20 protein-coding genes and 2 pseudogenes are annotated in these 25,610 nt (G+C 63.7%); 15 read left to right on the top strand and 7 right to left on the bottom strand.

The annotated features are described in order from the left end of the window. The 13 genes and pseudogenes from BGN95_RS13530 to rlxS all read left to right on the top strand — a co-directional run. Window positions 1–448: pseudogene (locus BGN95_RS13530) on the top strand (epoxide hydrolase); the annotation flags it as partial. 146 nt (window positions 449–594) lie between these two features. Continuing rightward, window positions 595–1,671 (top strand): biotin synthase BioB, encoded by a 1,077-nt coding sequence (gene bioB / locus BGN95_RS13525; RefSeq protein ID WP_286772921.1) that lies wholly within the window; start codon window positions 595–597, stop codon window positions 1,669–1,671. Window positions 1,672–2,010: 339 nt separating this feature from the next. Next, window positions 2,011–2,213, top strand: a pseudogene (locus BGN95_RS13520) (IS110 family transposase); the annotation flags it as partial. Between the two features lie 428 nt (window positions 2,214–2,641). Next, window positions 2,642–3,454: a DUF2285 domain-containing protein gene (locus tag BGN95_RS13515; protein ID WP_286772920.1), complete on the top strand. Its 813-nt coding sequence runs from the start codon at window positions 2,642–2,644 to the stop codon at window positions 3,452–3,454. A gap of 409 nt (window positions 3,455–3,863) precedes the next feature. Further along, the gene (locus tag BGN95_RS13510; protein ID WP_286772919.1) at window positions 3,864–4,814 is read left to right on the top strand and encodes an ArdC family protein; all 951 of its coding nucleotides are present in this window, start codon (window positions 3,864–3,866) and stop codon (window positions 4,812–4,814) included. Further along, entirely contained in the window at window positions 4,811–5,227 is a 417-nt protein-coding gene (locus BGN95_RS13505; protein ID WP_286772918.1) for a DUF2958 domain-containing protein, read from the top strand. The genes BGN95_RS13510 and BGN95_RS13505 overlap by 4 nt, the downstream gene beginning before the upstream one ends. Window positions 5,228–5,325: 98 nt before the next feature. After that, entirely contained in the window at window positions 5,326–7,146 is a 1,821-nt protein-coding gene (locus BGN95_RS13500) for a ParB/RepB/Spo0J family partition protein (RefSeq protein WP_286772917.1), read from the top strand. Window positions 7,147–7,802: 656 nt separating this feature from the next. Continuing rightward, complete coding sequence (locus BGN95_RS13495; RefSeq protein WP_286772916.1) at window positions 7,803–8,141, top strand: DUF736 family protein; 339 nt, start codon at window positions 7,803–7,805, stop codon at window positions 8,139–8,141. 189 nt (window positions 8,142–8,330) lie between these two features. Then, window positions 8,331–8,570 (top strand): helix-turn-helix domain-containing protein, encoded by a 240-nt coding sequence (locus BGN95_RS13490; RefSeq protein WP_286772915.1) that lies wholly within the window; start codon window positions 8,331–8,333, stop codon window positions 8,568–8,570. Continuing rightward, the gene (locus tag BGN95_RS13485; RefSeq protein ID WP_286772914.1) at window positions 8,563–9,150 is read left to right on the top strand and encodes a S26 family signal peptidase; all 588 of its coding nucleotides are present in this window, start codon (window positions 8,563–8,565) and stop codon (window positions 9,148–9,150) included. The genes BGN95_RS13490 and BGN95_RS13485 overlap by 8 nt, the downstream gene beginning before the upstream one ends. Then, window positions 9,138–9,818, top strand: coding sequence for a lytic transglycosylase domain-containing protein (locus tag BGN95_RS13480; RefSeq protein ID WP_286772913.1), 681 nt, complete (start codon window positions 9,138–9,140; stop codon window positions 9,816–9,818). Before BGN95_RS13485 ends, BGN95_RS13480 begins: the two co-directional genes overlap by 13 nt. 210 nt (window positions 9,819–10,028) lie before the next feature. After that, window positions 10,029–10,163: a hypothetical protein gene (locus BGN95_RS13475; protein ID WP_286772912.1), complete on the top strand. Its 135-nt coding sequence runs from the start codon at window positions 10,029–10,031 to the stop codon at window positions 10,161–10,163. Between the two features lie 315 nt (window positions 10,164–10,478). Further along, window positions 10,479–12,455, top strand: a complete 1,977-nt coding sequence (gene rlxS, locus BGN95_RS13470) for a relaxase/mobilization nuclease RlxS (RefSeq protein WP_286772911.1) — start codon at window positions 10,479–10,481, stop codon at window positions 12,453–12,455. 240 nt (window positions 12,456–12,695) lie between these two features. On the opposite strand, the gene BGN95_RS13465 is transcribed toward rlxS, so the two are convergent. From BGN95_RS13465 to BGN95_RS13435, 7 genes are all read right to left on the bottom strand, one after another. After that, window positions 12,696–14,612 carry a hypothetical protein gene (locus BGN95_RS13465; RefSeq protein ID WP_286772910.1) on the bottom strand — a complete coding sequence of 639 codons (1,917 nt, stop codon included), beginning with the start codon at window positions 14,610–14,612 and terminating at the stop codon, window positions 12,696–12,698. 25 nt (window positions 14,613–14,637) lie between these two features. After that, window positions 14,638–16,566, bottom strand: coding sequence for a coiled-coil domain-containing protein (locus tag BGN95_RS13460; protein ID WP_286772909.1), 1,929 nt, complete (start codon window positions 16,564–16,566; stop codon window positions 14,638–14,640). Beyond that, on the bottom strand, window positions 16,563–17,270 hold the full coding sequence (locus BGN95_RS13455; RefSeq protein WP_286772908.1) for a hypothetical protein: 708 nt from the start codon (window positions 17,268–17,270) through the stop codon (window positions 16,563–16,565). Before BGN95_RS13455 ends, BGN95_RS13460 begins: the two co-directional genes overlap by 4 nt. 201 nt (window positions 17,271–17,471) lie before the next feature. Then, on the bottom strand, window positions 17,472–20,549 hold the full coding sequence (locus BGN95_RS13450; protein WP_286772907.1) for a DEAD/DEAH box helicase: 3,078 nt from the start codon (window positions 20,547–20,549) through the stop codon (window positions 17,472–17,474). Between the two features lie 492 nt (window positions 20,550–21,041). Next, the gene (locus tag BGN95_RS13445; protein ID WP_286772906.1) at window positions 21,042–21,629 is read right to left on the bottom strand and encodes an ATPase; all 588 of its coding nucleotides are present in this window, start codon (window positions 21,627–21,629) and stop codon (window positions 21,042–21,044) included. Next, window positions 21,626–21,982: a ParD-like family protein gene (locus BGN95_RS13440; RefSeq protein WP_286772905.1), complete on the bottom strand. Its 357-nt coding sequence runs from the start codon at window positions 21,980–21,982 to the stop codon at window positions 21,626–21,628. The genes BGN95_RS13445 and BGN95_RS13440 overlap by 4 nt, the downstream gene beginning before the upstream one ends. A gap of 128 nt (window positions 21,983–22,110) precedes the next feature. Then, the gene (locus BGN95_RS13435) at window positions 22,111–22,794 is read right to left on the bottom strand and encodes a type IV toxin-antitoxin system AbiEi family antitoxin domain-containing protein (RefSeq protein ID WP_286772904.1); all 684 of its coding nucleotides are present in this window, start codon (window positions 22,792–22,794) and stop codon (window positions 22,111–22,113) included. A gap of 235 nt (window positions 22,795–23,029) precedes the next feature. Between BGN95_RS13435 and BGN95_RS13430 the strand changes: the two genes are divergently transcribed. After that, window positions 23,030–23,533 carry a hypothetical protein gene (locus tag BGN95_RS13430; protein WP_286772903.1) on the top strand — a complete coding sequence of 168 codons (504 nt, stop codon included), beginning with the start codon at window positions 23,030–23,032 and terminating at the stop codon, window positions 23,531–23,533. 145 nt (window positions 23,534–23,678) lie between these two features. Beyond that, a partial coding sequence (locus BGN95_RS13425) for a conjugal transfer protein TraG (RefSeq protein ID WP_286772902.1) occupies window positions 23,679–25,610 on the top strand: 1,932 nt, incomplete at its 3' end.

Raw genomic sequence — 25,610 nt, 5'->3', positions numbered from 1 at the left:
AAACGAATTTGGATATTTTCTCGAACAGGCCACAAGGCCGCAGACCATAAGCTACGGGTTGGCTGACTCTCCGATCGCACAAGCGGCTTGGATTTACGAGAAGTTCCATTCTTGGAGTGATAATTCTGGCGATGTTGAGGAGGCGATAAACCGGGACGAATTGCTCGATAACATCAGCCTGTATTGGCTAACCGGAACGGCAGCCTCGTCTGCCCGCATGTACTGGGAAAATCACCCCGTGAGCTTCTCAAGTGGTCGAATAGAATTCCCAGTCGCCATCAGCGTTTTTCCAAAGGAGATATATCAAGCTCCGAAAAGTTGGGCAATGCAGACCTTTCCTGGGCTTATGTATTGGAACGAGTTGAGCGGAGGTGGTCACTTTGCAGCATTAGAGCAACCAAATGTTTTCGCGCAGGAATTGCGTGGAGCGTTTCGGGGCGTTCGGTAAAGCTCACCCTGTGGTGCGACGCGCAGCTCAACTGCTTCTTTCGTATAGAATTTTGAACACGTATCGGTCCTTTCGTTGGACCACGCCATAACCCAAACCAAGACTTAGCCCACGAACCTCAACGAGACCTCAAGGGAAACCCAACCATGACCAGCGCCTGCACTCTCGCCGGCCCCGCCGAACCGGCCGCCGCCCCGTCGAACGCTGCCATACCGCTCGTCCGCACCGACTGGAGCCGGGCCGAGATCGCCGCGCTGTTCGACCTGCCCTTCACGGAACTAGTGTTCCGAGCCGCCCAGATCCACCGTGCCCACCAATCGCCGGGCGAAGTGCAGCTGGCCACTCTCCTGTCGATCAAGACCGGCGGCTGCCCGGAGGATTGCGGCTATTGCGCGCAGAGCGCCAGCGCGGAGGCTGGCGTCAAGGCCACCAAGCTGATGGACGTGCGTGAGGTGCTGCAGAATGCTGCCCGCGCCAAGGGCAATGGCAGTCAGCGCTTCTGCATGGGCGCGGCCTGGCGCAATCCCAAGGACCGCGACATGCCAGCGATCGTGGAGATCGTGAAGGGTGTGCGCGCGCTGGGCATGGAAACCTGCATGACGCTGGGCATGCTGACGCCCAGCCAGGCCGAGCAGCTCGCCGAGGCCGGGCTGGATTACTACAACCACAACATCGATACCTCGCCGGAACGCTATGGCGAAGTGATCACCACGCGCACCTTTGAAGACCGGCTAGAGACGATCGACAACGTCCGCAAGGCCGGGATCAACGTCTGCACCGGCGGTATCGTCGGCTTGGGCGAGACGCGCGAGGATCGCGTCGCCTTCATCCACGCGCTCGCGACGATGCCCCAGCATCCTGAGAGCGTGCCGGTCAACGCGCTGGTCCCGATCAAGGGCACCGTGCTGGGCGACATGCTCGCCGATACCCCGCTCGCCAAGATCGACGACATCGAGTTCGTCCGCACCGTGGCGGCCGCCCGGATCACTATGCCGCTGTCGATGGTCCGCCTCTCCGCCGGACGCGAATCGATGAGCGAGGCGACCCAGGCGCTGTGCTTCCTGGCAGGCGCGAACTCGATCTTCACCGGCGACACGCTGCTGACCGCGCCCAATGCTGGCGACGACAACGACGCGGCGATGTTCGCGCGCCTCGGCCTGAAGCCGCTGGCCGGTCCTGAACCGATGCGCGCCGGCGGCAATTGCGGCAGCGGCAACGCCTGATGTAAATCCAGAGGCACTTCGACGAGCGGATCCCACAGGCCGGATCCTCCGCGCCAAGCTGACTATTTGCCTCCCACTTTGGACCTGCTCCATGACATGATGACAGCGCCATTGCACGAGATTGCCATGCTGCTGCTTTTCATCCGCTTCGCCTGCGTCGGTGCGGCCCGGCCTTGGTTGGACTTGTTAGCGACGTACTCGCGCAGCATCGGCTTGCTCGTCGGGCAAGGCGCTTTCAAAGACGTATGCCGGGATTGACGTGATGTGGTGGACGGCCTCCGCACCAGCGTAGCCGTGGCATGATGTGGTCGTTGTAGGTCCACGTCTAGGAGTCGTTCCATGGAGCAGGAGGTTGCCACCGTCGGATTGGATCTGGCGAAGAACGTTTTCCAGGTGCATGCGATTGCCGCCGATGGTGCAGTGCTGATCCGCCGCAAGCTGCGCCGAGCCGAGGTACTCCGTTTCTTTGCAGGGCTATCTCCCTGCCTCGTGGGCATGAAGTGCGCCTGATGCCCCCCGCGTACGTCAAACCTTACGTAAAGTAATGATCACCTATCCATTACTTCACTAATCATCAGATTCTCAAAATGCGAAGGAACGTGCGCGGATCGTTCGATTATCGGCGTTTCTGCCCAAGACTCCTTCGCATTATTTCAGAGGGTATCGAGCCAGTCGAGCAGGCTCGGATCACGTTTCCAGGATGATGGACGCCCCGTCGCCGCCGGCACGGCGACCTGTTCCAACGCCTTTCTCGCTCTACCTCAGCGTCTCGTCACGGAGAGGCGAGATCATCACAGCATCCCGGTTTTCCGTCATTCACAGGATTTTTCCGAGAGACATTGCACGGCTTTGGGTAAAATTTACATGCTGCCAATCGCTCGTTCATGGGCGTGGTGAAGCGCTCAGGCCACTCCAATGAGTTGCCTGGCATCTGACGCCGAAAAAATATGGCGTTCAGGGGGAGATGGCCATGACAGCGGCTATACAGGCGGATGCCGACGCATCCGCATGGCGGGATTGTGCGCGTTATGATCGTCTGGCGGCTTTCGATCGCGCCACCTGGGCATGGGAATGTCTGCGTCGGGCGATGGGCGAAGATTGCCAGATATTTCGCACGACCAGGCATCGTATTCTTCGTTCCGACCCGCCGCTGTGCGTCCTGACGGGCGCGGCTCAGCAGCCGGGCGGTTCCGAAACGCTGCCGCTCGCTGTGTTTAACGATGCCGGAGTGTTCACAGGTCATGTCGTCTGGTGTGCCGACAACCACGCTCCAGTCCTGAAGGCTCACGCCAGATCCCTGGCTGACGACTGTTCAACGGGTTTTGACTTGCGGGCATTGCGCCACCCCGCGATCGTGCTGCGCCCGCGCGGCAAGGGCGAGCATGTGCTGATCGCCGATGGGCCGCGCTGCATCCGCATCGAGGTGCGCAAGGGCACGCTGCTGGCGGGACCGGTGCAACTGGAATTTCTGGTTCCGGGCGATAATGGCATGGATGGCCGCATCCTGTCGCTCCGCCGTCTCGCGGCACTGCACCGCCTCGGCCGATTTCCCCGCACCTTGTTTCCGCCCGAACAGCGGGCGCGGCGCTGGGCGCGCGCATTGCAGGCATGGGATGGTCGTAAGGCCGGAGCCAGCCATCGCGACATTGCGGGCGCCCTGTTCGGCGACAAGGCCGTGCGGCGCGACTGGGGCGGAACATCCGATTACCAGCGGACACAGGTTAAACGCCTGCTGCAAACCGCCAATATGCTGATTGGTGGAGGATGGCGGAAGCTGTTGTAGGGGCAGAGATACGTTGGCGTCCCGGCCGGTTCCCGGCCGGCCGCGCTCTACTTCGCTAGACGCCCGCAGGGCGTCAACCGAAGCCGGGCTGCGCCTGGGCGCGTCCCGGCCAGAGGTTACGATCGCTGACGCTGGCCGGGGCCGCGGGCGGCCCCGGTTTGCTGCCCGGCGCTCCTGCGTCGCGCCGACGTTGTTTGTGGCAACCCCTTGGGCGGGGAGGGTGGTCGGCGCACCCCGATAGGCCCGCAGCGCCGTGCGGCAAGCCGGGCGTTGCCCGGCTGCTCCACTTCGTTTCGCCCCTGCGGGTGCCGCCCGCCGCTTGGCGCGGGCCTTTCCGGTCGCTCCTGCCGCCCACCCCCCCCGCCCGGCGGGTTTGCGGTCGGTTTTTGGCCAGTGAAGGAGGCAAGCTATGGGGTTTTCCGGCAGGCGTCGCGCGCGTGGAGAGGTGCGCGAGGAGGGGGCACAGCCCCGCGTCAATCTCTATGATGAAGTAACCGCGAAGATCATCGCTGAACTGGAAGCAGGCCGCTTCCCTTGGGTACAGCCGTGGGATTCGCATGTCGCATCCGGCCCCGGCCTGCCCATGAACGCGCTGACGGCCCGGCGCTATTCCGGCGTCAATGTGCTGTTGCTGTGGGGCGCGGCCATCGCCGGGGAATACCCCTCGCAATGCTGGCTCACTTTCCGCCAAGCACTGGAAGCCGGGGGCAATGTCCGCAAGGGCGAGAAAGGCACAACCGTTGTCTATGCCGACCGCTTCATTCCCGAAGCCGAAAAGGCGCGCGCCGTCGAAAGCGGCGAGGACGCCAAGGCGGTGCCGTTCCTCAAACGCTTCACTGTGTTCAATGTCGCGCAGTGCGAGGGCTTGCGCGGGGGGCTGGCGAGCGATCCCGCGCCACTGCCAGAACGCGAGATCCTCCCCCATGCCGAGGCACTGATACAGGCGACGGCTGCGGATTTCCGCATCGGCGGGGCCAAAGCCTATTATGCGCCCGGCGCTGATTTCGTGGTCGTGCCGCCGCAACCGGCCTTCCGCGATCAGGTCAATTACTATCGCACCGCCTTCCATGAGCTTTCGCACTGGACGGGCCACCGCACCCGGCTCGACCGCGACCAGTCCGGCGCGTTCGGATCGAAACCCTATGCGCGCGAGGAACTATGCGCGGAGATTTCCGCCGCCTTCCTGTGCGCCACCTTGGGCATCGCGCCGACCGTCCGCCATGCCGATTATGTCGGATCGTGGCTTGAGGTGCTGCGCGAGGACAATCGCGCCATCTTTCGCGCAGCCGGCCAAGCCAGCAAGGCCGCCGATTTCATTCTGGCCTTTGACGGGGCAGAAACCGGGAGGATCGCGGCATGATCCTCTTGCCCAATGACCTTCGCGCGGCGCTGCTGGCGAACGGCTCGACACACGGCCCCGACCATGTGCCGCTACTGAAACTGTTCAACCCATGCGGCGCGGCGACGTGGCTGGCCTCCGAACTCTATGAGGACGGCGACACCCTGTTCGGGCTGGCCGACCTTGGCTTCGGTTGCCCGGAAATGGGCTGTTTCAGCCTCACCGAGATCGCCAGCGTTCGCTTGCCCTATGGCCTTCGTATCGAGCGCGATTTGCACTTTAGCGGTCATTTCCCGACCGTTTACGCCGATGCCGCGCGCATCGCGGGCCAGATAACCGAGAACGAAAGTCTGCTGGCGACCGCCGCGCGGGCGCGGGAACTCTTGCGCCAGCAATCCGAAAACACCGCGATTCTGCCCGATCCGGGCGAATAGCCCGCGCGGGGCTTGTCCCGCGCCAATCCCGGCTGCACCCGCCACCCTTGCAAGACGAACGGATGCAGCCGGTTCACCCCAAGAAAGGATGAACCATCATGGAACTCGCAAACATCGACCTTGGCAAGCTGTTCGTCAGCAAGACCAACATGCGCCATGCCGACAAGTCGCCCGACGTGTCGGACATTCTCCCCACCGTGAAGGCGCGGGGCGTCATCGTGCCGCTGATCGTTCGCCCCGGCGACGATGAGGGCCAACCCGGCATGTTCGGCATCGTCGCGGGCGCGCGCCGCTTCCATGCCGCGACCCTTGCCGCGCAGGAGACGGGCGAAGCCGGACCGCTGCCGTGCGCGATCATGCAGCCGGGTGACGATGCCGCCGCGCTGGAAGCCTCGCTCATCGAGAATATCGCCCGGCTCGATCCCGACGAGGTGGCGCAATGGGATACCTTCACCCGGCTGATCCAGAAAGAAGGGCGCAGCGTGGAACAAATCGGCCAGACGTTCGGCCTTACCGATCTTTACGTCCGCCGCGTCCTCGCGCTGGGCAATCTGCTGCCCCGTATCCGCCACCTCTACCGCGACGGGGGCATCAATGTCGCCAGCATCCGGCACCTTACCCTTGCCACCAAGGCGCAGCAAAAAGCGTGGCTGGCGCTGTTCGACAGTGCCGACGACTATTGCCCCACCGGCCAGCAACTCAAATCGTGGCTGTTCGGCGGTGCGTCGATTTCCACCAAGCACGCCCTGTTTCCGCTGGACAGCCACAAAGGGAAAATCGTGGCCGACCTGTTCGGGGAGGACGCGGTTTTTGCCGATGCCGATCAGTTCTGGCGCGCGCAGAACGAAGCCATTGCCGCCAAGCGCGATGCGCTGCTGGCCGATGGCTGGGCAGGTGTCGAAATCATGGAGCCGGGGCGCTATTTCCATGCGTGGGAACATGAACGGACGCCCAAGGCCAAGGGCGGCAAGGTGTTTGTCACCGTCACTCACGGCGGCGAAGTCGCAATCCACGAAGGCTATTTGTCGAGCAAGGACGCCAAGAAAGCGCGGGGGCAGGAGAGCAAGACCGGCGCGACCGAAGCCGACAAGCAGGCCGCGCGCGACCAGCGCAGCGAGACGACGAGCAGCTTGCAGACCTATATCGACCTGCACCGCCATGCCGCCGCCCGTGCCGTGTTGACCGATCATCCGGGCGTGGCGCTCCGGCTCATGGTTGCTCATGCCATCGCCGGTTCGCCGCTCTGGAATGTGCGGATCGAGACGCAGCATTGCCGCAACGAGAGCATTGCCGAGAGCGTCGAAACCGGCCCCGCCGAAACCCGTTTCGATGAGCAGCGCCGCGCGGCGCTGGCGCTGCTGAGCTTCTCGCCCGAAGAACCCAGCGTGGCGGGCCGCAACGGCAAGGACGACGATACGGCCACGATCTTTGCGCGGCTGATCGGGCTTGCCGATCATGATGTGCTGGCCATCCTTGCCGTGGTCATGGGCGAAACGATGCAGGCGGGCAGCGCCGTGGTGGAAGCGGTCGGGGCATATCTTGCCGTCGATATGGGCAGCCTCTGGACAGCGGACGATGCCTTTTTCGATTTTGTCCGCGACCGGCAGGTGGCCAATGCCATGCTGCGCGAGGTGGCGGGCAAGAAGGTGGCCGACGCCAACGTGGCGGAGAAGGTCAAGACCCAAAAGGCGATCATCCGCGATTGTCTGACCGGCAGCAACGAGCGCAAGCAGGTTGACGGCTGGGTGCCCAAATGGCTGAGCTTCCCCGCCGCCAGCTACACCGCGCGGCCCTTCGCCACGCTTGCCAAGTGGAAACGGATCGAGGGCCGGTTCAAGAACCTGCCCGCGCCGGTGGCGTTCACAATGGGGGTGTTTGGAAGCGAGCCGGGCGATCCCTACAGCATCGCGGCGGAATGATCGAGCAAGGGGCGGCCAGAACCTCCCTTTGCTCTCTTTTTGACGCAGCCCCCGCGCCGGAAAGGCGCGGGGGCATTGGCGCGTTTCGGCAGCGCCGCGCGGACGGATCATGCGCGTCCGCGTCATGCCTCGCCCCGTGCGCGCTGGCCGATCCGGGCATCGTCCCACTGCGCTATTGGCGGGGGGCGACGTGCGCACCGTGGCCTCTCCACGCGCCCGACCTTGACCCAGCCCGCGCCCTTGCCGTTCCGGCATGATGCAGGAAATGCAGGCATATCCGCCCACCCGGCGGGGCGGGGACCGGCTGACGGCGATAGCTTGCCCACTGCCGAGCCGCCGTCTCATAGCCGTATCGGGCCAAAAGTCCGACGCACAAGCGGGTGATAAATCCATCCCTTTTCGTGTCGCCAGAAGCGACCCCGTCTGTCGCTGCTGGACCTATGGGCTGTCCTGGACGCCGCACAACCGGGCAGCCCGGCGCTATTTTCCCCGCCGCGCTGCACGCGGCTCCTCGCGGACGCTTCGCTCCAAAATAGCGCCGCAGCCCGGTCCTCCGCTGCCGCTCCGGCCCTTCGGGTGCGGGCGTCCCGGGCTGCCCATCACGGTGCCAGCATCGCCGGGGATCGGCTCCGGCGAAGAACGAAAGGAATATCATCATGTCCGCTCTCGGTATCGTCGTCCGCAATCCCGACACCAATGAAATGAACGGCAGCATCGGCCTTCTGGGTCGCCGCAATCCGCTCTCCATCCAGATCGTCCCGAACCCCGGCAAGCGGTCGGACACGCAGCCCGATTTCCGCATTTACAACGGCCCGAACGAGCTGGGCGCGGGCTGGGTCAAGGTCAGCCGCGAGCGCGGGAGCCGCTATGTTTCGCTCCGCATCTTCCACCCGATGATCGCACCGTTTCCGATCTACGCCAATCTCGGCCGCGCCGCCGGGCAGGACGATGACGACGTGCTGGCCCTGATCGTCAACGGACCCGCCGCCGCCTGATGGCCGCAAATCGCCCCCGCGCCTTTCCGGCGCGGGGGCTTCCTCCTGCTCGGCGATGGAATCGGCTTGGGGGGTCGAAGTGTCATGCCTGCGGAATCGACCCTGCCGGGCGGATTTGTGTGCCCGCATTGTCCTTATCGGCCCCGAACGATCCCGGATCGCCCCGGCCTCACGAGAAAGGACACCCCTATGGACGATGATTTCGACCGCGCTGGCAAAGCGCGGAAGGTAAGCCCGTTTCTGACCGTCAAGCAGGCCGCGCACTATCTCGGTCTTGCCGCCAAGACGCTCGCCAACTTGCGCTCGCGCGGCGAAGGCCCGCCCTTTCGCCGCCATGGCGGACAGGTCCGCTACCATATCAACGATCTCGAAGAATGGTCGCGCACCAACGGTCGCAAGCCCCGCAAGAATGGAGGTGGCGATGCGTAAACCACTCACCAAACCCAAGCCCGCGCCGCTGCTGGAATGGCATCCGCCGCTGGCCGGCCAGCTTCGCGCGCGCCGTCGCCCGATCCTGATGGCAGGCGGCATCGGCCTCGCGCTGATCGGCCTTGCCGCCGCCTTCGACTTCGCCATCCGGCCCGCACCGCGTCTAGTCTGGAATGCCTCTGCGAGCGCCCCGATCGGCTTCTGGCGCGTCGATCCCCATGCGCGGTTCCATGCTGGCGACATGGTGCTGGCGGTGACGCCCGCGAGTGTCCGGGAGCTTGCCGCCGAGAGGCGTTATATTCCCGCCATCGTCCCGCTGCTGAAACGGATCGCGGCGCAGAGTGGCGACGATGTTTGCGCGCTGGGCCACGACATCTATGTCAACGGCACATGGGTTGCGACCCGGCTTGATGCCGACCGGCGAGGCCGACCGCTACCGTGGTGGAGCGGCTGCGAACTGCTCCGGGGCGGGCGTGTCCTGCTCCTCATGGACGCGCCGGATTCCTTCGACGGGCGCTATTTCGGGCCGGTCGATGAGGATGCCGTAATCGGCAAGGCCACGCCGCTATGGCTGCGCTGATCCGTATCGGCACGGCGCTGCTGGCCGCTGTCGTCATGCCGATTGGGGTCAGCGCCGACCCGGTCCAGACGACAAGCGAAGCGCCATCGCTCGCCCCGCCAAATGTCGAACGCTGGCGGCCTTTCATCGCCGAAGCCTCGCGCCGATTCGGTGTGCCGCAGGCATGGATTGCCGCCGTCATGCAGGCCGAAAGCCGGGGCAATACGCAGCTTGGCGGGCGCCCCATCACCAGTCCGGCTGGCGCGATGGGGCTGATGCAGGTCATGCCCGCGACATGGGCAACCATGCGCGCGCAATATGGGCTTGGACCCGATCCGCACGACCCGCACGACAATATCATGGCAGGCGCGGCCTATCTGCGCGCCATGTATTATCGCTTCGGCTATCCCGGCCTGTTCGCTGCCTACAATGCCGGGCCGGGGCGTTATGCCGAGCATCTGCGCAGTGGAAAGGCGCTTCCCGGCGAGACGCGCGCCTATATCGCCCAGCTTGCGCAGGCACCGGCAACGCCTGCCATGCCGCCCGCGATCCTGACGGGAATGCGGTTGTTCTTCGCGCTGGGAACGGCGGAAAAACCAGCGTCCGATACGAGCATTTCCCGCAAGGAACAGGCCCCGGCCAATCCGCTGTTCGTGCCGTTGAGTCAGGCACGGGAGGGCGATCAGTGACCCGTGGGGCGCGGAACGAGAGGGGGGTATCCGCTCAGTCCTGCCCATTATCCGGCATGGAGCGGGCCGCCTCAAGGACGATGGTTCCCCCAATTTTGCTGACGCAAAATCGGCACCCCCATCGCCGCCAGGGCGGCCGCTTCGCGGTCCTTGACCCGGCCCGCTCCATGCCGGGCGCAGCCCCTGTCTTTACAGGATCAGGAGGCGAAGATGGAACTTCAACAGCATATCGACGAGCTTCGGGCCGAACTTTCATGGAACGACGAGCCGACCGAGATCGCCCAGATCAGGGCCGAACTGGCGGCGGCGCTGGAGGCTCTGGAACGCGAGCGAGCGGCAGGCTGACCGGCGAGAGGGGGCAGCGCCAGCGGGCGTTGCTCCCGCATCGGCATGATCGGGAGGGGGCAACAGTCGGGGGAGCGGTTGAGGGATCGAGGGCGGTTTGGAAGGATAGGGCGCTAAGGCAAGATGAAACAAATGGCGCCATGCCCTGCGGGCATCGCACCATAAGCCTTTGTCTGCACAACGTTTTCGAGAAGGCCGCCGATGGCGCCATTCCCCGGCGGATAGCGCCATGCCTGCCGCAAAGGCGCAGATTTCCAGGACTTTTCATAGCGCCATCGCCTTTCGATACCGCGCAGGCGGCAAGGAGCGCTCATCATGGATGACGACGATCTCGAACCCCATCTCGGCAAGCCGCGCCACACCCCGATCCGACGCGGGCGCAGCTATGTCGGCCAGGTCTTGCAGGCGGCCAATCTGACGGGCGGGATCAAGGGCGCTGGTGGGCGGCGCAGCCGCTTCTACGGCAACCGCTCCGGCGTGGGCGTCGGGGTGGGCCGGGTGCTGGCTTCGCGCGACAGGCTGGCGGCCTTCCGTCAGCGCCGCGTCATGGTCAAGACCCGCATCGTCCGGCTCGATCGCGCCAAGGGCCTAGACGCGGCCCGCGCGCATCTGCGCTATATCCAGCGCGATGGTGTCACCCGCGAGGGCGCGCCCGGCCAGCTCTATTCCGCCGATCAGGACAAGGCCGATGGCCGCGCCTTCATAGAGCGGGCGGATGGCGATCGTCATCAGTTCCGTTTCATCGTCTCCGCCGAGGACGGCCAGCACTATGACGACCTCAAGCCGATGACCCGCCGCCTGATGGCACAGGTGGAACAGGATTTGGGCACCAAACTCGATTGGGTGGCGGTCGATCATTACAACACCGGCCACCCCCACACCCATATCGTCGTGCGCGGCAAGGACCATCGCGGCCATGATCTGGTGATCGGCCGGGAATATTTGACGCAGGGCATCCGCGAGCGTGCCGCTGAACTGGTGTCGCTTGACCTGGGGCCGCGCACCGACATCGAGATCGAGGCGCGTTTGCGCCATGAGATCGAGCAGGAGCGGCTGACCAGCATCGACCGGCGCTTGCTGCGCGATATGGATGGCGAACGGACTGTGATCGCCACTGACCGCGATCCCTTCCAGCAATCGTTGCGCGCGGGGCGCTTGCGCAAGCTGGAGCATCTGGGCCTTGCCGACGAGATCGCGCCGGGCCGATGGCAGCTTGCCGAGGGCATGGACGATACATTGCGCCGCATGGGCGAACGCGGCGACATCATTCGCACCATGCAGCGCGCCTTTACCGCGCAAGGACTGGAACGCGCCGGAACCGATTATGCCATCGCCGATCCGGCCACCATGCAGCCGATCACCGGGCGGGTGGTGGAGCGCGGCCTGTCCAACGAGATCAATGATCGCCATTACCTGATCGTCGATGCCACCGACGGGCGGAGCCATTTTGTCGAGATCGGCCGGGGCGAGGCCGTCGCGCCGATCCCGGCGGGCGCGGTGGTGCGGATCATGCCCAAGCCGGTCGAGGCGCGGGCAGTGGATCGCACCGTCGCCGAGATCGCTGCTGCCCATGACGGGCGTTACAGCATCGACATCCATCTGCGCCATGATCCCAATGCCACGCAAACTTTCGCCGAAACCCATGTGCGGCGGTTGGAAGCGATGCGGAAGCTCATGGGCAGCGTCGAGCGCGAGGTGGATGGCACATGGATCATCGCCTCAGATCATGTGACCCGCGCCGCCGTCTTCGAGGCTCATCAGGCGAAGGCCGCGCCGGTGATCGTCGATACGCTGTCGGCCCTGCCGCTCGATCAGCAGGTGGATTGCGATGGCGCGACCTGGCTGGACCGGCAACTTATCGGCGGCGATCCCGAACCCTTGCGCGATGCCGGTTTTGGGCGCGAGGCCCGCGAGGCGCTGGACCGCCGGCGGCAATGGCTAATCGCACAGGATTTGGCGCGCGAGGAACAGGGCGGCATCGCCTATCGCGCCAATCTGCTGGTGAGCCTGCGGCGGCGCGAACTCATCCGCGTTGCTGGGCAACTCTCCGACGAACTGGGCTTGGGCTATTTCGAAGCCAAATCCGGCGAACGGATCGACGGCATCTATCGTCGCCCCGTTGACCTTGCATCGGGCCGCTTCGCGCTGATCGAAAAGAGCCGCGAATTTACGCTGGTGCCGTGGCGGCCGGTGCTGGAGCGCCAGATCGACAAGCCGGTGTCCGGCATCATGCGCGGCGATGCCATCAACTGGACCATCGGGCGCCAGCGCGGCGGGCCGGAAATTATGTGATGGAGGAAAGGCGAAGATTGGGACAAACCCGTCATTCCCGCCCGTCTCTTCAAATGTCGGCTTCCGACACGAGACGACATTCGCGCGTTCGGCCACCTTGCCCAATTAACGAGCAAGTCTGGGCCGTTTGCGGCCCGACAGCCTTCAGGTTCCAATCCGCAGAGTTGCTACAAAACCCGCTGGTTCAATGGCTTGAAGTCGGCCGTCATCAGTCAGGCCGATCTGCGTTGCCCGCTTTCCCTAGCGCAATTTCGACGGTGGTTTGAGACGCGCAGGAACCTTGAAGACAATCAGGTGGCGGGTGAGGTCACCGCCGTCCGGAACGTAAGCGCTGTGCCAGAAACATTCCTCAAGGCTCGGCACCGGTCCCGTCCGATCGACGACTTCCAGCACGCCCAAAAACCCCAAACGAACGTTGGACGCTTGATAGCTTGCCGCCTGCGCGCGATAGCGGTTGGCTGCCTCTTGGGAGAGGTGACCGTCATGCTTTTTGAGCTCGATGATGAACGTCGGTCCGCCGAAACTTACGCGCAGGTCGGTGCGGCCCGTCGCAACCCCGCGCACTTCAGCTAGGACATCCGCGCCGGTCAAATTGCCGACCAAGAATTCGCGTAGATCGAGCTGGAGATCGCTCTCGCTGGGATGTTCGGCACGCAAATATTCGCCCCGCGTGCCGAGGTCTCGAATCTCGGCATTTTGCCGATCGCTGCAGAAGACCAGTATTTGCTGCAGCACGGCATCGAACGCCTCGCGCACGGAGCCCTCATACTCGCTACTCGCCGACAGGGCGGCGCGGATTGTTGCCAGCGTCCGCTGAAGTACCGGATTGGCAACCGCCTGCGGACGTGTCTCATAGTCGACCAGCGCGAGCTCAACGGACCGCACCATCGCTTCCGGAAGCTGCTCGAGGGCGGAGCCGGCGGGGAGAATGCGTGCGAGCAGCGGATATCGGTCATTCCCCCCGGCTTTTCCCTGCCCGGGGCCCGATCGATGGTTTACATCGAGCCTAGCGCGCAGCTCCTCAGCAATCGCACGCTGCGGATCGGGCCACGCGGCTTCGGCCAGGAGATCGTCGAGATGGGCGGCAAGCCCACGCTCGCGCACGAACGACGCTTCGATCCGCGGCCGCAGAAGCGATCGCAGCCCGTCGCCATGGGCGATCGTGCAGCGAGCGTTGTAGATAGCGAGAATCTGATCCATCGTTGCCGCCGCATGGACCCAGCTCGGACGCCCGAGGTTGCCCGCCGCATACCGCAGCCTGCGAGCAAGCTCGAACCATTCAAGATCCTCATCGAGGCGAGGCGCGAGCCATGCTGCCACGCCGCCGCCGTGCAGCACGGCTGCCCGCTCGCGCCCCGCTGCCATGAGGTCGGCGAAAGCATCCTGCATCTCCCCGGCGTCTCGGTTGGCCGCAAAGCCTGTGACAATATCAATAGCCGATCGGTAAGCCCGCGCATCCGCCCGCTCGTCATCGACCTGGGCGGCGCGCTCGAAGAATAGGTGCGCGGTTTCCAGGCCGGCGAGAATCGTCGCCATGTCAGCACCGTCGAGCGCGCGCGAAAGATGAGCGAGGCCGAGCTCGAAAGCTGCCTCGCCCTCGGCTTCCTCATTATCGAGCAGGCGGCGCAGCATCGAGAGCAGATCGTCGCCGCCCCAGAGGTGAAAGGCCGCGCCGCCAATCTTGGCAACATGCCGGGCGTAAGTGCCTGGCGCGTCGCTCGCGACATCGGCGAGCTCGAGCAGGGGCCGGTGCCGGCTGACTTCGCCTTCGAGCGCCAGGCGGAACAGGCCTTCCAGCGCATAGGCGGCAATCAGCGCCTCGCGCTCGGTTGCGCGCTCCTGAACCCGGCGCGTCAGGATCGTCACGAGCGCCTGCGCCATGGCCGCGCGCAATGTGGCGCTGCGGAGCAGCCGCTCGATAGCATCGCGAAAAGATTGCGGATCGCGGGCGCTGTCGAATCCGCCGACGAGGAAATCGCAGAGCCTCCCACGCTCCGCGTCGGATCCCGCGGCCACCATATCGACAAGGATGTCGAGGATGGGCGCGGCGTGGAGTCGGTCGGCGTCGGCGAGGATGACGTCCACCCCGCCGAGGTCCGCGATCCTGACCGTCTGGCTCTCGGCGAGGCGCGCCTCTAGGAGCGCGAGCGCGCTCATGCCGGGCAGCGCGATGGCGTCGGCGTCACCATAAATAATCGTCGCCCATCGCCGACCGGCACCATTGTTCGCCGAGCTGCGCGACGATCGCTCTCGCATTGGCGCTGCCGACGATGATTTGCAAACCCTCAGTTTCCTGCGCGATCGTCTGAAGCTCGCTGAGAACCGCGGTCAGGTCGTCGGGACTCACCTCTTCAGCCGCCGGGGAATCGACGATCAGAAGACCGGGATGACGGCCCAGTCCCCGTTCCTGCCCGACACGGAGCAGGGCGATCGCAGTGGCGATGCGCAGCCGCAGCCGCTCGCCCGCCGTGACAGCGCTGAAGGTTGTCGGTTCGCCACCCTTGGTCAGCCGCAACGACGCATTGGTGTTGAGGTTGACCTCTTCGAGCATCGGCACGCCAAGCTGCCGCGCCAGCGCGAGAATCTCAGCGTTCAGCCGATCGAGAATGTCGCCGCGTCCGGCGTCATAGGCTTTCTTGGCTTCGGCCAGCGCCGCGTTCACGAGCGCCACGTCTGGCGGGACGGTCGCGGGTTTCGCGACCGTCTGGCGCTCCTTCAACGCCCCCTCCAACCGCGCGACCTCAAGTTCCGCCTTGCGGCGTTGCTCGAACGTCGCGCTGCTCGCTGCTTTCGCGAGCGCCTGCCGCGCCACTTCGAGCTCAGTATTGCTGGCCTTCGACTTTTCCGCGAGCGACTTAGCTGCGATGCGCGCGCGGGTGGCGGCGGCCTTGGCGGCCGCGAAGCGCTGCTCGACCGCATCGAGCTCGTCGCTGGCACCCTCGATCTCGCCGATCGGGATATCTTCGGCGCAAAGCGAGCAGTTCAGGTCCTTGCTTTCGCGTTTCAGGCGCTCGCTCGACACGCGGGTCTCGCAGCGCGGACAGCAAACGGGCTGAAGACCGTTGAAAAATTGCGTCGCAACGATGTTCTCGCGCAGGTCGCGCACCGCCCGCTCGTCGACAGTCGCAAGGCGCTCGAGCTCGGTTGCGTCGGCTTCGGCGCCGGCATGGCGCTGGACGAGATCGAGCGCGATCGGCGACAGGCGGGCAACCTCGCCAGCAAGCCGCTCTAGCTCAGCCGCCGTGCCTGTCTCCTGCGCAAAGCCGGCAAGGGTCTTCCTCGCTATCTCAAGCTCACCCTCGATGCGGGTGCGCGCCGTTTGCGCATCCTCTGCCGCCGAGGTCGCGGCCTTGGACGCCTTTTCGGTCTCCTGGTCTAGCTGGCGTTTCGCCGTACCCGCCTGCATCACCGTCGTTGCCCAAGGCATGCCGATATACATTTGCAGCATGCGCGCGGGCAGGCCCGCCATCTGGACGTCGCCCAACAATTGCTTGTGGTCGCCGCCGAAATAGAGACCGCCCGAAAGTGCAGCCCAGCCATGTTCGACGACCTGGCGCTCGTCTTCCTTGCCCTGCATTGCCGTGATCGGGTCGAGATCGAGCGTCTGCATCATGAAGCGCGCCATCGCCACTTCGAACCCTTCGTCCGACATGAAGCGATCGAGCTCGTCCGGTTCTCCCGATGCACGCAGACGCACCAAGCTCCCCCGTGGAACACGTTCCTCGACCACAAAATCGACGACATAGCGCTGATCGTCGACATCGAATTCGACGCACACCCAAGAGAGCCACCGGCGCACATCGTCCTGCAAGCCTTTGGGCGTTCCGCGCAGGGCCCAGAGCAGGACCTCCAGCACTGTGGACTTGCCACGAAGATTGCGCTGGCTCGTCACCGCCCAGACGCCGGCGGTCAGTTCTGACCAGTCAAAGTCGATCGGGCCCTGCGCGGTTCCGCGCTTCTCTCCTTGAAAGGCAATGCGCCGGACTGTCAGGGTACGCGCCGGGCGCAACGGCCTGTCGGCCACGATCCCCCTCCTGCGCAGCGCAAGCTCGGCCTCCGCGGGCCGCATCCCGGCTTTCGCCGCGACCGTCTCCAGCCAACTACCGCTCATTCCCCGAGCCCTTCCATGATTGTCGCGAGACGGGTCAGCACGCGGTCGGTGACCGGCTGGATTACATGGCTGAGTTCCGTCCCCGCATATTCGGCCTGCAGATATTGCCGGTCCTTGAGTGCCTTGCCGCCTTGCGTGCCCGCCACCCGCGCCACAATGGCGGCGCGGTCGCGATACCAGGCGAGTTCTGGCGCCATGGACGCCAGGCGATCAAGGGCGTCCCGGCCCGCCACGGTCAGCAGATAGAGATGTTCCCGGATCTTGCCGCCAGGGACGCCGTCCCGTTTGATCCGCACAAGATCGGCCGCCCGCAGGATCGCCAGCGCATTGTCCAACGGCTCGAACGCCCCGAACAAATAGCGCACCATCGGCAGCCGGCGCAAATCGGGCTCGCGATCGTCGAAGATGCGCTGCGCAATCTTCAGCAGATCGCGTTCCCCCGACGACTCGAACTCAGTCAAAAGCTCGTTCGCAAGATAATCGGGATTGCGCATCCAGAATTCGAGTGCCTGCAGGCGCGACTGCGCCCGTAGGACACAGATGACATCGCTACCATATTGCGCGATATTCTGTGTGTCGCCTGCCGCCTGTATACAGGCGAGCAGCCGAATGGCCGTCTGTCTTTCGCTGGCAACAGCTATCTCTGTCACGTCAGGCCCACCCCATCGTCGATCTTCGTCAACTTGCCTTGCAAGGAAGATCATCCATCTCGTCTCTAGCCTGTTAGCGGCCAAACTCTAGTCGAACCTCCTACAGTCGATAAGAAGTTGAAACAGCGGATTGGGCTCCGCGCGCGACCGTGCTTGCCGAACGTGGTGGTCCTGATACGTTCCCACGATGTCCGTTACGCCGCCTCCAGATCCGCTCGCGCCCGCGCGATCGCACGGGGGGCGGCCTGACGGCTGCTATTCGGCACAGAAAATCCGGAGCTGAACGCCGACCGACTGGCATGCCGAATATGTCGATAGTACAAGATGATAGAATTGCAGGACGTGCGGCTCAGGCTGATGTTTGGCGAACTCGACTTTGAGCTTTGCCAGCGATAGCATGCCGCCCGAACAGACCAGCCAGATGGCTCGGTCGGTCGTCGGGGCGGTACGAAGACGCTGGAAGGCGCCGCGAAAGGCCTTCGACCCGCGGCCGTGACGCTTGCGATCCACCGTCTGGGTGACCGGCGAGTTTCGCTTCGACAGTCGCCAGCGGCCATCAAACCGGGTTTGGCTGCCGGGGAGGGCGACACCATCGCTCTTCATATACGCCAGATTTTTGAGGCCCTGGGCACATACATCGTAAAAAGCGGATGCTGACACTCCGGGATTGCCGCTTTTCCATTTGCCAGCGACCGCCACCACCGCCGGGCTGGTAGATGTCTCATCAAGTCCAAGGAAGTCGCCGACCTCGTCTTGAAGATCGTCGCACACCAGGTCGGGAAAGCTCGCGCCGAACAGTGCAGGGCCACGGTCAGGCCTGAGAGCTTTGTCGAGAAACTCAAAAAGCGAGCCATCGGCCCAGTAGTCGACCTGACCATCGACCAGCTCGCCCTTCTCCGACGTCACCGCGCCGAGCCCCGGAATGGCGGTGATCAGATCGAGCACCAGGCTCGCGGCGCCTTTCGGGTCGGTGAGGTCAAGATCGAGACGGTAGAAGTCGCCGCCGACATAGGTGTGGGCTAGGTCGCGGGTGATGATCCGGAAGGGCTGCAACTGGTTCAGGCGCCGGGTGAGCGAAATCTTGGGATTGTCCTTGGTCTTGATGCGGCTGAGGCCGGGCGACACGAGCCAATACTTCGCCTTCTTGGAATTCCAGTCGATCCAGACCGGATGCTCCTCGCCGTCGACATGCAGGTGGAAGCGAAACCGCCCCGGGGCCTTGGGGTCGGCGTCTTCCTCGACCGAAACACACAAATCCTCGATGCTTACCGCCGCGCTTTGTCCCTTGGCGACGAACTGATCCCCCATCTCGACCATATCGACGAGAATGTTGATGGGCGTCGTGTCGGCGGGAATCTTGTCGGGCACGGCGAATCGAGTGAAGATCGACGCTGTCCGGGCGGCGGCGTCGAGCTGCGTGTCGACCGTGCCGCACCAATCGGCATATTGCTGCGCGCTGAGATCGTTTCCCTTGCCGTCGCGCACCCGCGAGCGCGAGAAACCGACCGCCCGCCGGAAACCGTCAGCCGCTGCCTTGGGATGGATATAGCCGGTCGCGCGCGTCACTACATTAAGATGCTCGCCCATGAACACGCCTGACCGATCGAGGGAGCGTGCCGAAAGACTGCGCGACCGCAACGCCAGCGGGCCAAGATCGGTATTCTTGACGCTCATGAACGAGATGCTGTTGCCGGGGCTATCCGGCAAAAGGGCGCGCAAGGTCTTGGCGTTGACGCGCGGACCGATCCCCTCGAGTTCATTGATCCAAAGGCCTGCGCTGTCGAAGAAGAACAGACGCTTGTTCTTCTTCGCATAGATCGTCGCTTCCAGGCTCGGCGCCTGGAAGAGGCTGCCCGACAGAAAGGGTGACGGCGTCAGCCGCAGCGAGATATGGTAGCGGCATTGGCCATCGGCGGTTTGACCTGTCAGTGCCTCGTAGCGATCTTCGCGCGATAGCTCTTCCCGGATCGCCTTTTGAAGATCGTCTAGGTCGAGGTCCGGCTCGATCGTGAAAGCGACCGCCGCGCTCGGGAAGCGCAGATCGTCGTGCAAGCTGGGATCGTCGAGATCGGGCCGTTCGCGAAACCGTCCCATGACATAGTCGAGGTTCGGAAGCGCTGCGATCAGGTTTTCGAGGATTGTCGCGTCGTTTCGGACGAGCGGCTTATTGCCATTGGCCTTCGAGGCTGCGTCAAAGGCGAGGAAGCTGCGCCATTCGTCCCCGATAGCGCGACCTTCAGGCGCAAGAACATAGGCGGGCGGGACCGCGGCGCCGATCGGCCCCGGGTGACGGATCAGCCTGCCAATTTGCTGAACCAGCATCCGCGTATTCTTGAACGGCTCGTAGAGCGCGAGCATCGTGCAACGCGGGTCGTCGATGCCCTCAATCAGCATGAACTGGTGGACCAGATAGCGTTCGGGCCGCCCAGCCAGATCCCGCGGAACCCCGTCGAACAGGCCGTCGTCTGGCCTTTCGGGGAGGTTATGGTGGATCGCCATCACCCCATCGGTCCGCCCCGCCAGCGCCGTCGTCAGCGCCTGGTGCATTTCGGTGACCGACTCTTCGCTGTCGCAGCGCACGATCACCTTGTTGGCAGCGGTAAATCGTCCCCCGGCGACAAGCGCGTCGACTCTGGCGACAAGGTCTAGGGCAAAGTCTTCGGGCGAAAGCGGCAATGGCTGTTCGTCAATCTCTACCCCGCGGATGAGATGCTGATCGACCGCGTCGGCGAAACCAAGAAAATGAATGTGGTCGTCATCAACGTCGAAGATCTTGAGATCGCCTCGGAACGGCGTGGCACTGAAAAGAACGGTCGGCACAGCAAAGCCTCGCACGACACGTGCCCAGCTCGGCGCAGGTTCACGATGCCCCTCGTCGAACAAGATCGTGCCAATACGGCCATGAAGCTGGTCGATCTTGCCGTCGGCGTCGATCTGCTGGATGGCCTGCACAGTACCGACCACGATGATCCGATCGCCGCCATGGCTGTCGAGACGCTCTGCGAGCCCCTCTATTTCGCTTGGCAGAACATTCCAGACCCGGTCAGGCTTCCAGTCGGGGTCGGCGCCGATCCTGTCCCAGAAGCGACTTTCGAACTGGTCAGTTAGCTGCTCGACCAAGGCCGCCGAAGGGCAAACGACGAGTACTGGCCCGCTTTCTGCACGTTGACGCGCGGCTGCCGCCATCACCCCGGTCTTGCCGGTTCCGGTTGGCATATTGACGAGGCAGGCGCGGGCGCTCGCTGACGCGAAATAGGCGTCAATGGTATCGAGCGCTGCATGCTGATGCGGCCAAAGCGCAAGCGCTATCCTCGATAGTTCAGCTCCGACCAAATTGTGCCCCTCCCAAAGTTCAGATAGGTTTCCTATTAAGCTCACCCATCCGTCGAAAGGAATATGCCCGCTCGATTTACGTCGAGAAATCCGACGGACAGACGATCAAATTCTGTGCGGAGGCCGAGGAGGCGGAGATCGCGAACGTGTATCAGCGCGGCATTACACATGATGCGCTCCGCCGCCGGCAGACGTGCGACCGAACGGTCAACAATAATTGATGCAGCGACGACTAGGTCGCGAAGATGAATGTCTTCTGGGTCTAACTGCGAAGGGGCGGCACGGGGACGTGTCGCCCCATCATAGCGGGCCAATTTGGAGCGCTGAAGGACGGCAGCTTTTGGGATTGCCACGCCGGAGCTCGAACGTCCGCCATTGGGGCGCGCTGCCGCAGGACCGCTCAACGGGACAGGAATGGCAGGTTTCGGCAGGAGCGGCCTTTCACCGGCGCGCCGTGGAATGGCTTGAGTTGGTCGCCCGCTGCCGCTCAACTTAAACGATGAGGTCTGCTTCATAGGTTGCCCTGATCCATGTCGGCAGGCAAGGCAAGGCGAAGACCAGTCGACCGTCCGCGAATGTCAGGCAGTGACGCGGCGGCTGATTGAGGCTGGAATTGTCAAACACCATGCCGCGGTCGGCACGAAGGACGGCCTCACGGATGAAAGGTGCACTCCGGTCATAGCGCGCGCGAATCTTGTCCTCCGGCACGATATGCCCGCCTTCTTCGACTCTCGCGCCGACACGGGCCACGGAGAGTTCGGGCGTATCGACCCCGACATGCATCACGATGACGGTGAACCCATTGGCGTGGGCATCGTCGATTAGGGCCAGCTTGGACGGATGCGAGAAAACCGTCTCGGTGACGAAATCCCGGCCTTGTGCGAGATGCTCGGCACGCCGCGCGGAGGCGATGCGCGCCGCTTCATAGGACGCCTGTGGCGAAGGATCGTGCAGTTCGTCGCGCTGAATGATGTCGGCGTTGATGAACGGCCCCGCGAAGCTGGGCTCGACGCGGTTCGCATAAAGCGTGGACTTGCCGGCACCGTTCGGCCCGGCAAGGACAATCATCGTCGGATTCATGTCTCGCTTGCGTTCTTCTCGCGCACGAGGTTGCCGGCAGCATCGAGGCCGACACCGCGGCCCAACTGCCGTCGCCGGGCAAACCAGGCTTCCTCATCGGGTGCGGCTTGTCCCATCTTCTCGACAAAGCTGTCGAGCCAGACGTCCTTTTCCTCGCTGGTGAGCTCAATGGTGTCGATTTGTCCCGAAAGGGCCGCCGTGATCCGGGCATGGTCGAAATTTCCCGACTTCTCGATCGCGCGACCGATCCGCACCCAATGCGCGACCTGTCCCGCGACCGACCGGCTCTGCAATTCGGATTCGCGCCGGACGATCTTCATGATGTCGTCGGCCAACTTGATGGATTGAGCCATGCGTCACCTCCGCACCAAGAGGTAGCATTTTGCTACCTCATTTTCAAGTCATGGTTCGTGTATGTTCTGTTCGATCCATAGTCGGCAAGGAATCCCGTGAAGCGACCAATCTTCGCTAGCCCGCTTGGTCACGTCAGACTTTCCAGATAGGGTCGCATGACATTCTGCATCCGGCAGATGGTCGCATACCGCCAGAGATCGGCATGGGTCGCCTTTCGTTGGCGCAGGCCGTCGCGCAGGGCTTCGATCGCAACATCCAGACCCACGCGGCTTCGATATTTGAAGCAATCGACGATGGTTTTGGCCGGATCGGTGATCGGCACGGCGACGCCTTCGATATCCGCTGTCATGTGGCCTGCCTCAAAGGCTTCGCCCGATGCCCGCACGGCCTCGATCCGAAAAGGCAGCGTCCGGGGAACACGCGCCTTGTGGTGGAAGCAAATCCAGACCGTATGGGGAAGCTGTGTGGTCAGGCCATGATATTGGAGCGCTGACAGGAGGGATATGACGCCATGCGGTGCAAGCCGGGCGGCCTCGGCCACATTATGCGCCGCGTCGATTTCATCCGTGTCGGCCAGTTGATAGAGGCCGCGTGCGAGGCGGACGAGCTTGCCCTGTTCGCACAGACGCGTGATGCTTGCCGGTGGAATACCAGCATCACGGAAATCCCGTGCGCGTGCGATCCCGCGCGAACGCGCGATGGCGACGGCTTGCTCTGAAAATGTCGCGCTGGCTTCCATTGCGCCAGATGATACCAAATGCAGGCATTTATCAATAAATGCCGACGTTTTGTATTGCTCGGCTCTCGTCAAGCCGGTTGCTTGGCGGAATCGCGTTCTCCTGCTAGTCAGGTGCCGCGCTGCAATAGGGCGGCGCTGGGACTGCTAATCCCAACGAAACGAAACCGTCTCGGAAAACCAGATTTTCCGGGGTGTCGCCGTGCATGTCCAGACCTTCGGGTTAAAGACGGCGGCGCATGTCGTTTCGTCATGTTAGCAGCTCCGGCGGCTCCCGCGTTCAGTGCGCGGGAGTTCGGCGACGTGTCTAATGCCGATCACTTCCGGCAATATGGATATTTACTGGTGGAGTCGCACCATGCGCGGCAATCAGGATGATCCCGACGATGACTATTCTCCGGAAGCCGTCATGGCTCGCGTCGGGCATCTATCGGTGCGCGCGCAGCGTGAAACGGAACAGATCACGCGCATCATCCGCAGCACATTCGGCCACGGTGGCGGCGCGATAGCGGATGATGCCCGAATTGTCCACATTGTGCTGACGGCCCCGCTATCAGTGGCCGAAGAAGCCGATGGTTATGGCTTTGCCATCGGGGTCAACGCGCCGGAATGTGTTGACGAGGCGCATTGGGATTTCACGCGCAAGGTCATCGCGGCGGAAATCGGCACAGAACGGGCAGTGATGGTGCGTGCCGCAATGACGGGGCCGGAAAGCGAAAAATTGGCTGGCGCTGTTCTCTATGATGCGGCGACCGATATTCCGCTCAACGCGCGAGAGCTGCCCCGCAATCCCGGTCGAAAAGGTCTTCACTAGCTGAACCGAGGCTTGCGTGGCCTTCGCTTCGGGAAGTTCCGGGAACATTGAGGAACATCAGGGTCATCACGCCTCAGGCCTGACCTGATCCAGCCTTGGCTCCGTTCGAACCGCCTGCTGCGGTTCCTGATTCGGAGCTTGTCCCATGACCCCCACCAAACTGCTCATCGGGCAGATCGTCGTCGTATTTCTGATCGTCATCGCCGGCCTGTGGGCATCGACCCAATGGGCCGCCACGATGCTGGGCTATCAGTCGCAGCTTGGTGCACCCTGGGCTATCGTGCTGGGCTGGCCGGTCTATTGGCCCTGGCAGCTTTTCGACTGGTGGTATCACTTCGACGCCTATGCGCCGCAGGTGTTCGACGAGGCCGGGATGCTGGCAGGCGCCAGCGGCTTTCTCGGCTGCGCGGCTGCGATCGTCGGCTCGCTCTGGCGCGCGCGCCAGAACCAGCAGGTTACGACCTACGGCTCTTCGCGCTGGGCCACGCACGGCGAGATCGGCAAGGCCGGGTTGTTCCGCGACGCTGGCGTGTTCCTTGGCAAATTGGGTTCGCACTATCTGCGCCATGATGGCCCGGAGCATGTCATGGCCTTCGCGCCAACCCGTTCGGGCAAGGGCGTCGGCCTGGTGGTGCCGACGCTGCTGTCCTGGACCGGCAGCGCCGTGGTCCACGACATCAAGGGCGAGAACTGGCAGCTTACCGCAGGCTGGCGCTCACGCTTCTCGCATTGCCTGCTGTTCAACCCGACCGACCCGCATTCGTGCCGCTACAACCCGCTGCTCGAAGTGCGCAAGGGCGCGGACGAGGTGCGCGATGTGCAGAACATCGCCGACATATTGGTCGATCCCGAAGGCGCGCTGGAACGTAGATCGCATTGGGAGAAAACCAGCCATTCGCTGCTGGTGGGCGCGATCCTCCACGTTCTCTATGCGGAAGAAGAAAAGACCCTCGCACGGGTAGCGACCTTCCTGTCCGATCCGCAGCGGTCGTTCGCGCACACGCTGCGCCGGATGATGGCGACCAATCATCTCGGCACCAAGGAGCATCCGCAGGTGCATCCTGTCGTCGCCAGTGCGGCGCGCGAAGTGCTGAACAAGTCGGAGAACGAACGCTCGGGCGTCCTTTCCACCGCCATGTCGTTTCTTGGTCTCTACCGCGATCCGATCGTGGCGCGGAACACCGCGGCCTGCGACTGGCGCATTGCCGATCTGGTCGATGCGAAATCGCCGGTGTCGCTCTATCTGGTCATTCCGCCCAGCGACATTTCGCGGACCAAGCCGCTCGTGCGCCTGGTGCTGAACCAGATCGGCCGCCGCCTGACCGAACGTTTGGAAGGCGACCCGAAGAAAAGCCGCAAGCACGAATTGCTGATGATGCTGGACGAGTTCCCGGCGCTGGGACGCCTCGACTTCTTCGAAACGGCGCTGGCCTTCATGGCGGGCTACGGCATCCGCGCCTACCTCATCGCCCAAAGCCTCAATCAGATCAGCAAAGCTTATGGCGAGAACAACGCCATCCTCGACAATTGCCATGTCCGCATCGCGTTTTCATCCAACGACGAGCGCACGGCCAAGCGGATCAGCGATGCCCTCGGCACCGCCACCGAATTGCGCGCGCAACGCAACTATGCCGGGCATCGGCTCGCGCCCTGGCTCAGCCATGTCATGGTGTCCCGACAGGAGACGGCGCGCCCTCTGCTGACACCGGGCGAGGTGATGCAACTGCCGCCCGCCGACGAACTGGTGCTGGTGTCGGGCCTGGCGCCGATCCGGGCGAAGAAGCTGCGCTACTATCAGGATCGCAATTTCACCTCGCGCGTGCTGCCAGCGCCCGATCTCAAGGATGGCGGCGATGGAATCTATGCAGATTGCCCCGATCCGCGTCCCGACGACTGGGGCGGCGAAGTCCGGGGTTTGCACGAAGGGCTGATCCCGGCGGCCGAGGACGAAGGTTCGGCCTTCGACGAGGACGGCGAAGGCGGCTTGCAACAGCAGCGGCATCCGGGGCTTGCCGAAGAACAGGCGGTGCCCGTACCCGAAGCGGACCGCGACGCATTGCCGGGCATCGAGGACGAG

Origin of the sequence: Sphingomonas sp. 66-10 (genome assembly GCF_001897045.1) — a bacterium.
GTDB lineage: Bacteria > Pseudomonadota > Alphaproteobacteria > Sphingomonadales > Sphingomonadaceae > Sphingomonas > Sphingomonas lycopersici.
Note: the sequence above shows the minus strand (reverse complement) of the source record. Positions and strands in the feature narration are given on the sequence as shown.

Coding starts and splice junctions, on each gene's coding strand:
- BGN95_RS13445 (WP_286772906.1), bottom strand. CDS start 21,629: ATGAATCCGACGATGATTGTCCTTGCCGGGCCGAACGGTGCCGGCAAG.
- BGN95_RS13515 (WP_286772920.1), top strand. CDS start 2,642: ATGACAGCGGCTATACAGGCGGATGCCGACGCATCCGCATGGCGGGAT.
- BGN95_RS13500 (WP_286772917.1), top strand. CDS start 5,326: ATGGAACTCGCAAACATCGACCTTGGCAAGCTGTTCGTCAGCAAGACC.
- BGN95_RS13490 (WP_286772915.1), top strand. CDS start 8,331: ATGGACGATGATTTCGACCGCGCTGGCAAAGCGCGGAAGGTAAGCCCG.
- BGN95_RS13465 (WP_286772910.1), bottom strand. CDS start 14,612: ATGAGCGCGCTCGCGCTCCTAGAGGCGCGCCTCGCCGAGAGCCAGACG.
- BGN95_RS13505 (WP_286772918.1), top strand. CDS start 4,811: ATGATCCTCTTGCCCAATGACCTTCGCGCGGCGCTGCTGGCGAACGGC.
- rlxS (WP_286772911.1), top strand. CDS start 10,479: ATGGATGACGACGATCTCGAACCCCATCTCGGCAAGCCGCGCCACACC.
- BGN95_RS13430 (WP_286772903.1), top strand. CDS start 23,030: ATGCCGATCACTTCCGGCAATATGGATATTTACTGGTGGAGTCGCACC.
- BGN95_RS13510 (WP_286772919.1), top strand. CDS start 3,864: ATGGGGTTTTCCGGCAGGCGTCGCGCGCGTGGAGAGGTGCGCGAGGAG.
- BGN95_RS13480 (WP_286772913.1), top strand. CDS start 9,138: ATGGCTGCGCTGATCCGTATCGGCACGGCGCTGCTGGCCGCTGTCGTC.
- BGN95_RS13485 (WP_286772914.1), top strand. CDS start 8,563: ATGCGTAAACCACTCACCAAACCCAAGCCCGCGCCGCTGCTGGAATGG.
- BGN95_RS13455 (WP_286772908.1), bottom strand. CDS start 17,270: ATGATCTTCCTTGCAAGGCAAGTTGACGAAGATCGACGATGGGGTGGG.
- BGN95_RS13440 (WP_286772905.1), bottom strand. CDS start 21,982: ATGGCTCAATCCATCAAGTTGGCCGACGACATCATGAAGATCGTCCGG.
- bioB (WP_286772921.1), top strand. CDS start 595: ATGACCAGCGCCTGCACTCTCGCCGGCCCCGCCGAACCGGCCGCCGCC.
- BGN95_RS13495 (WP_286772916.1), top strand. CDS start 7,803: ATGTCCGCTCTCGGTATCGTCGTCCGCAATCCCGACACCAATGAAATG.
- BGN95_RS13475 (WP_286772912.1), top strand. CDS start 10,029: ATGGAACTTCAACAGCATATCGACGAGCTTCGGGCCGAACTTTCATGG.
- BGN95_RS13460 (WP_286772909.1), bottom strand. CDS start 16,566: ATGAGCGGTAGTTGGCTGGAGACGGTCGCGGCGAAAGCCGGGATGCGG.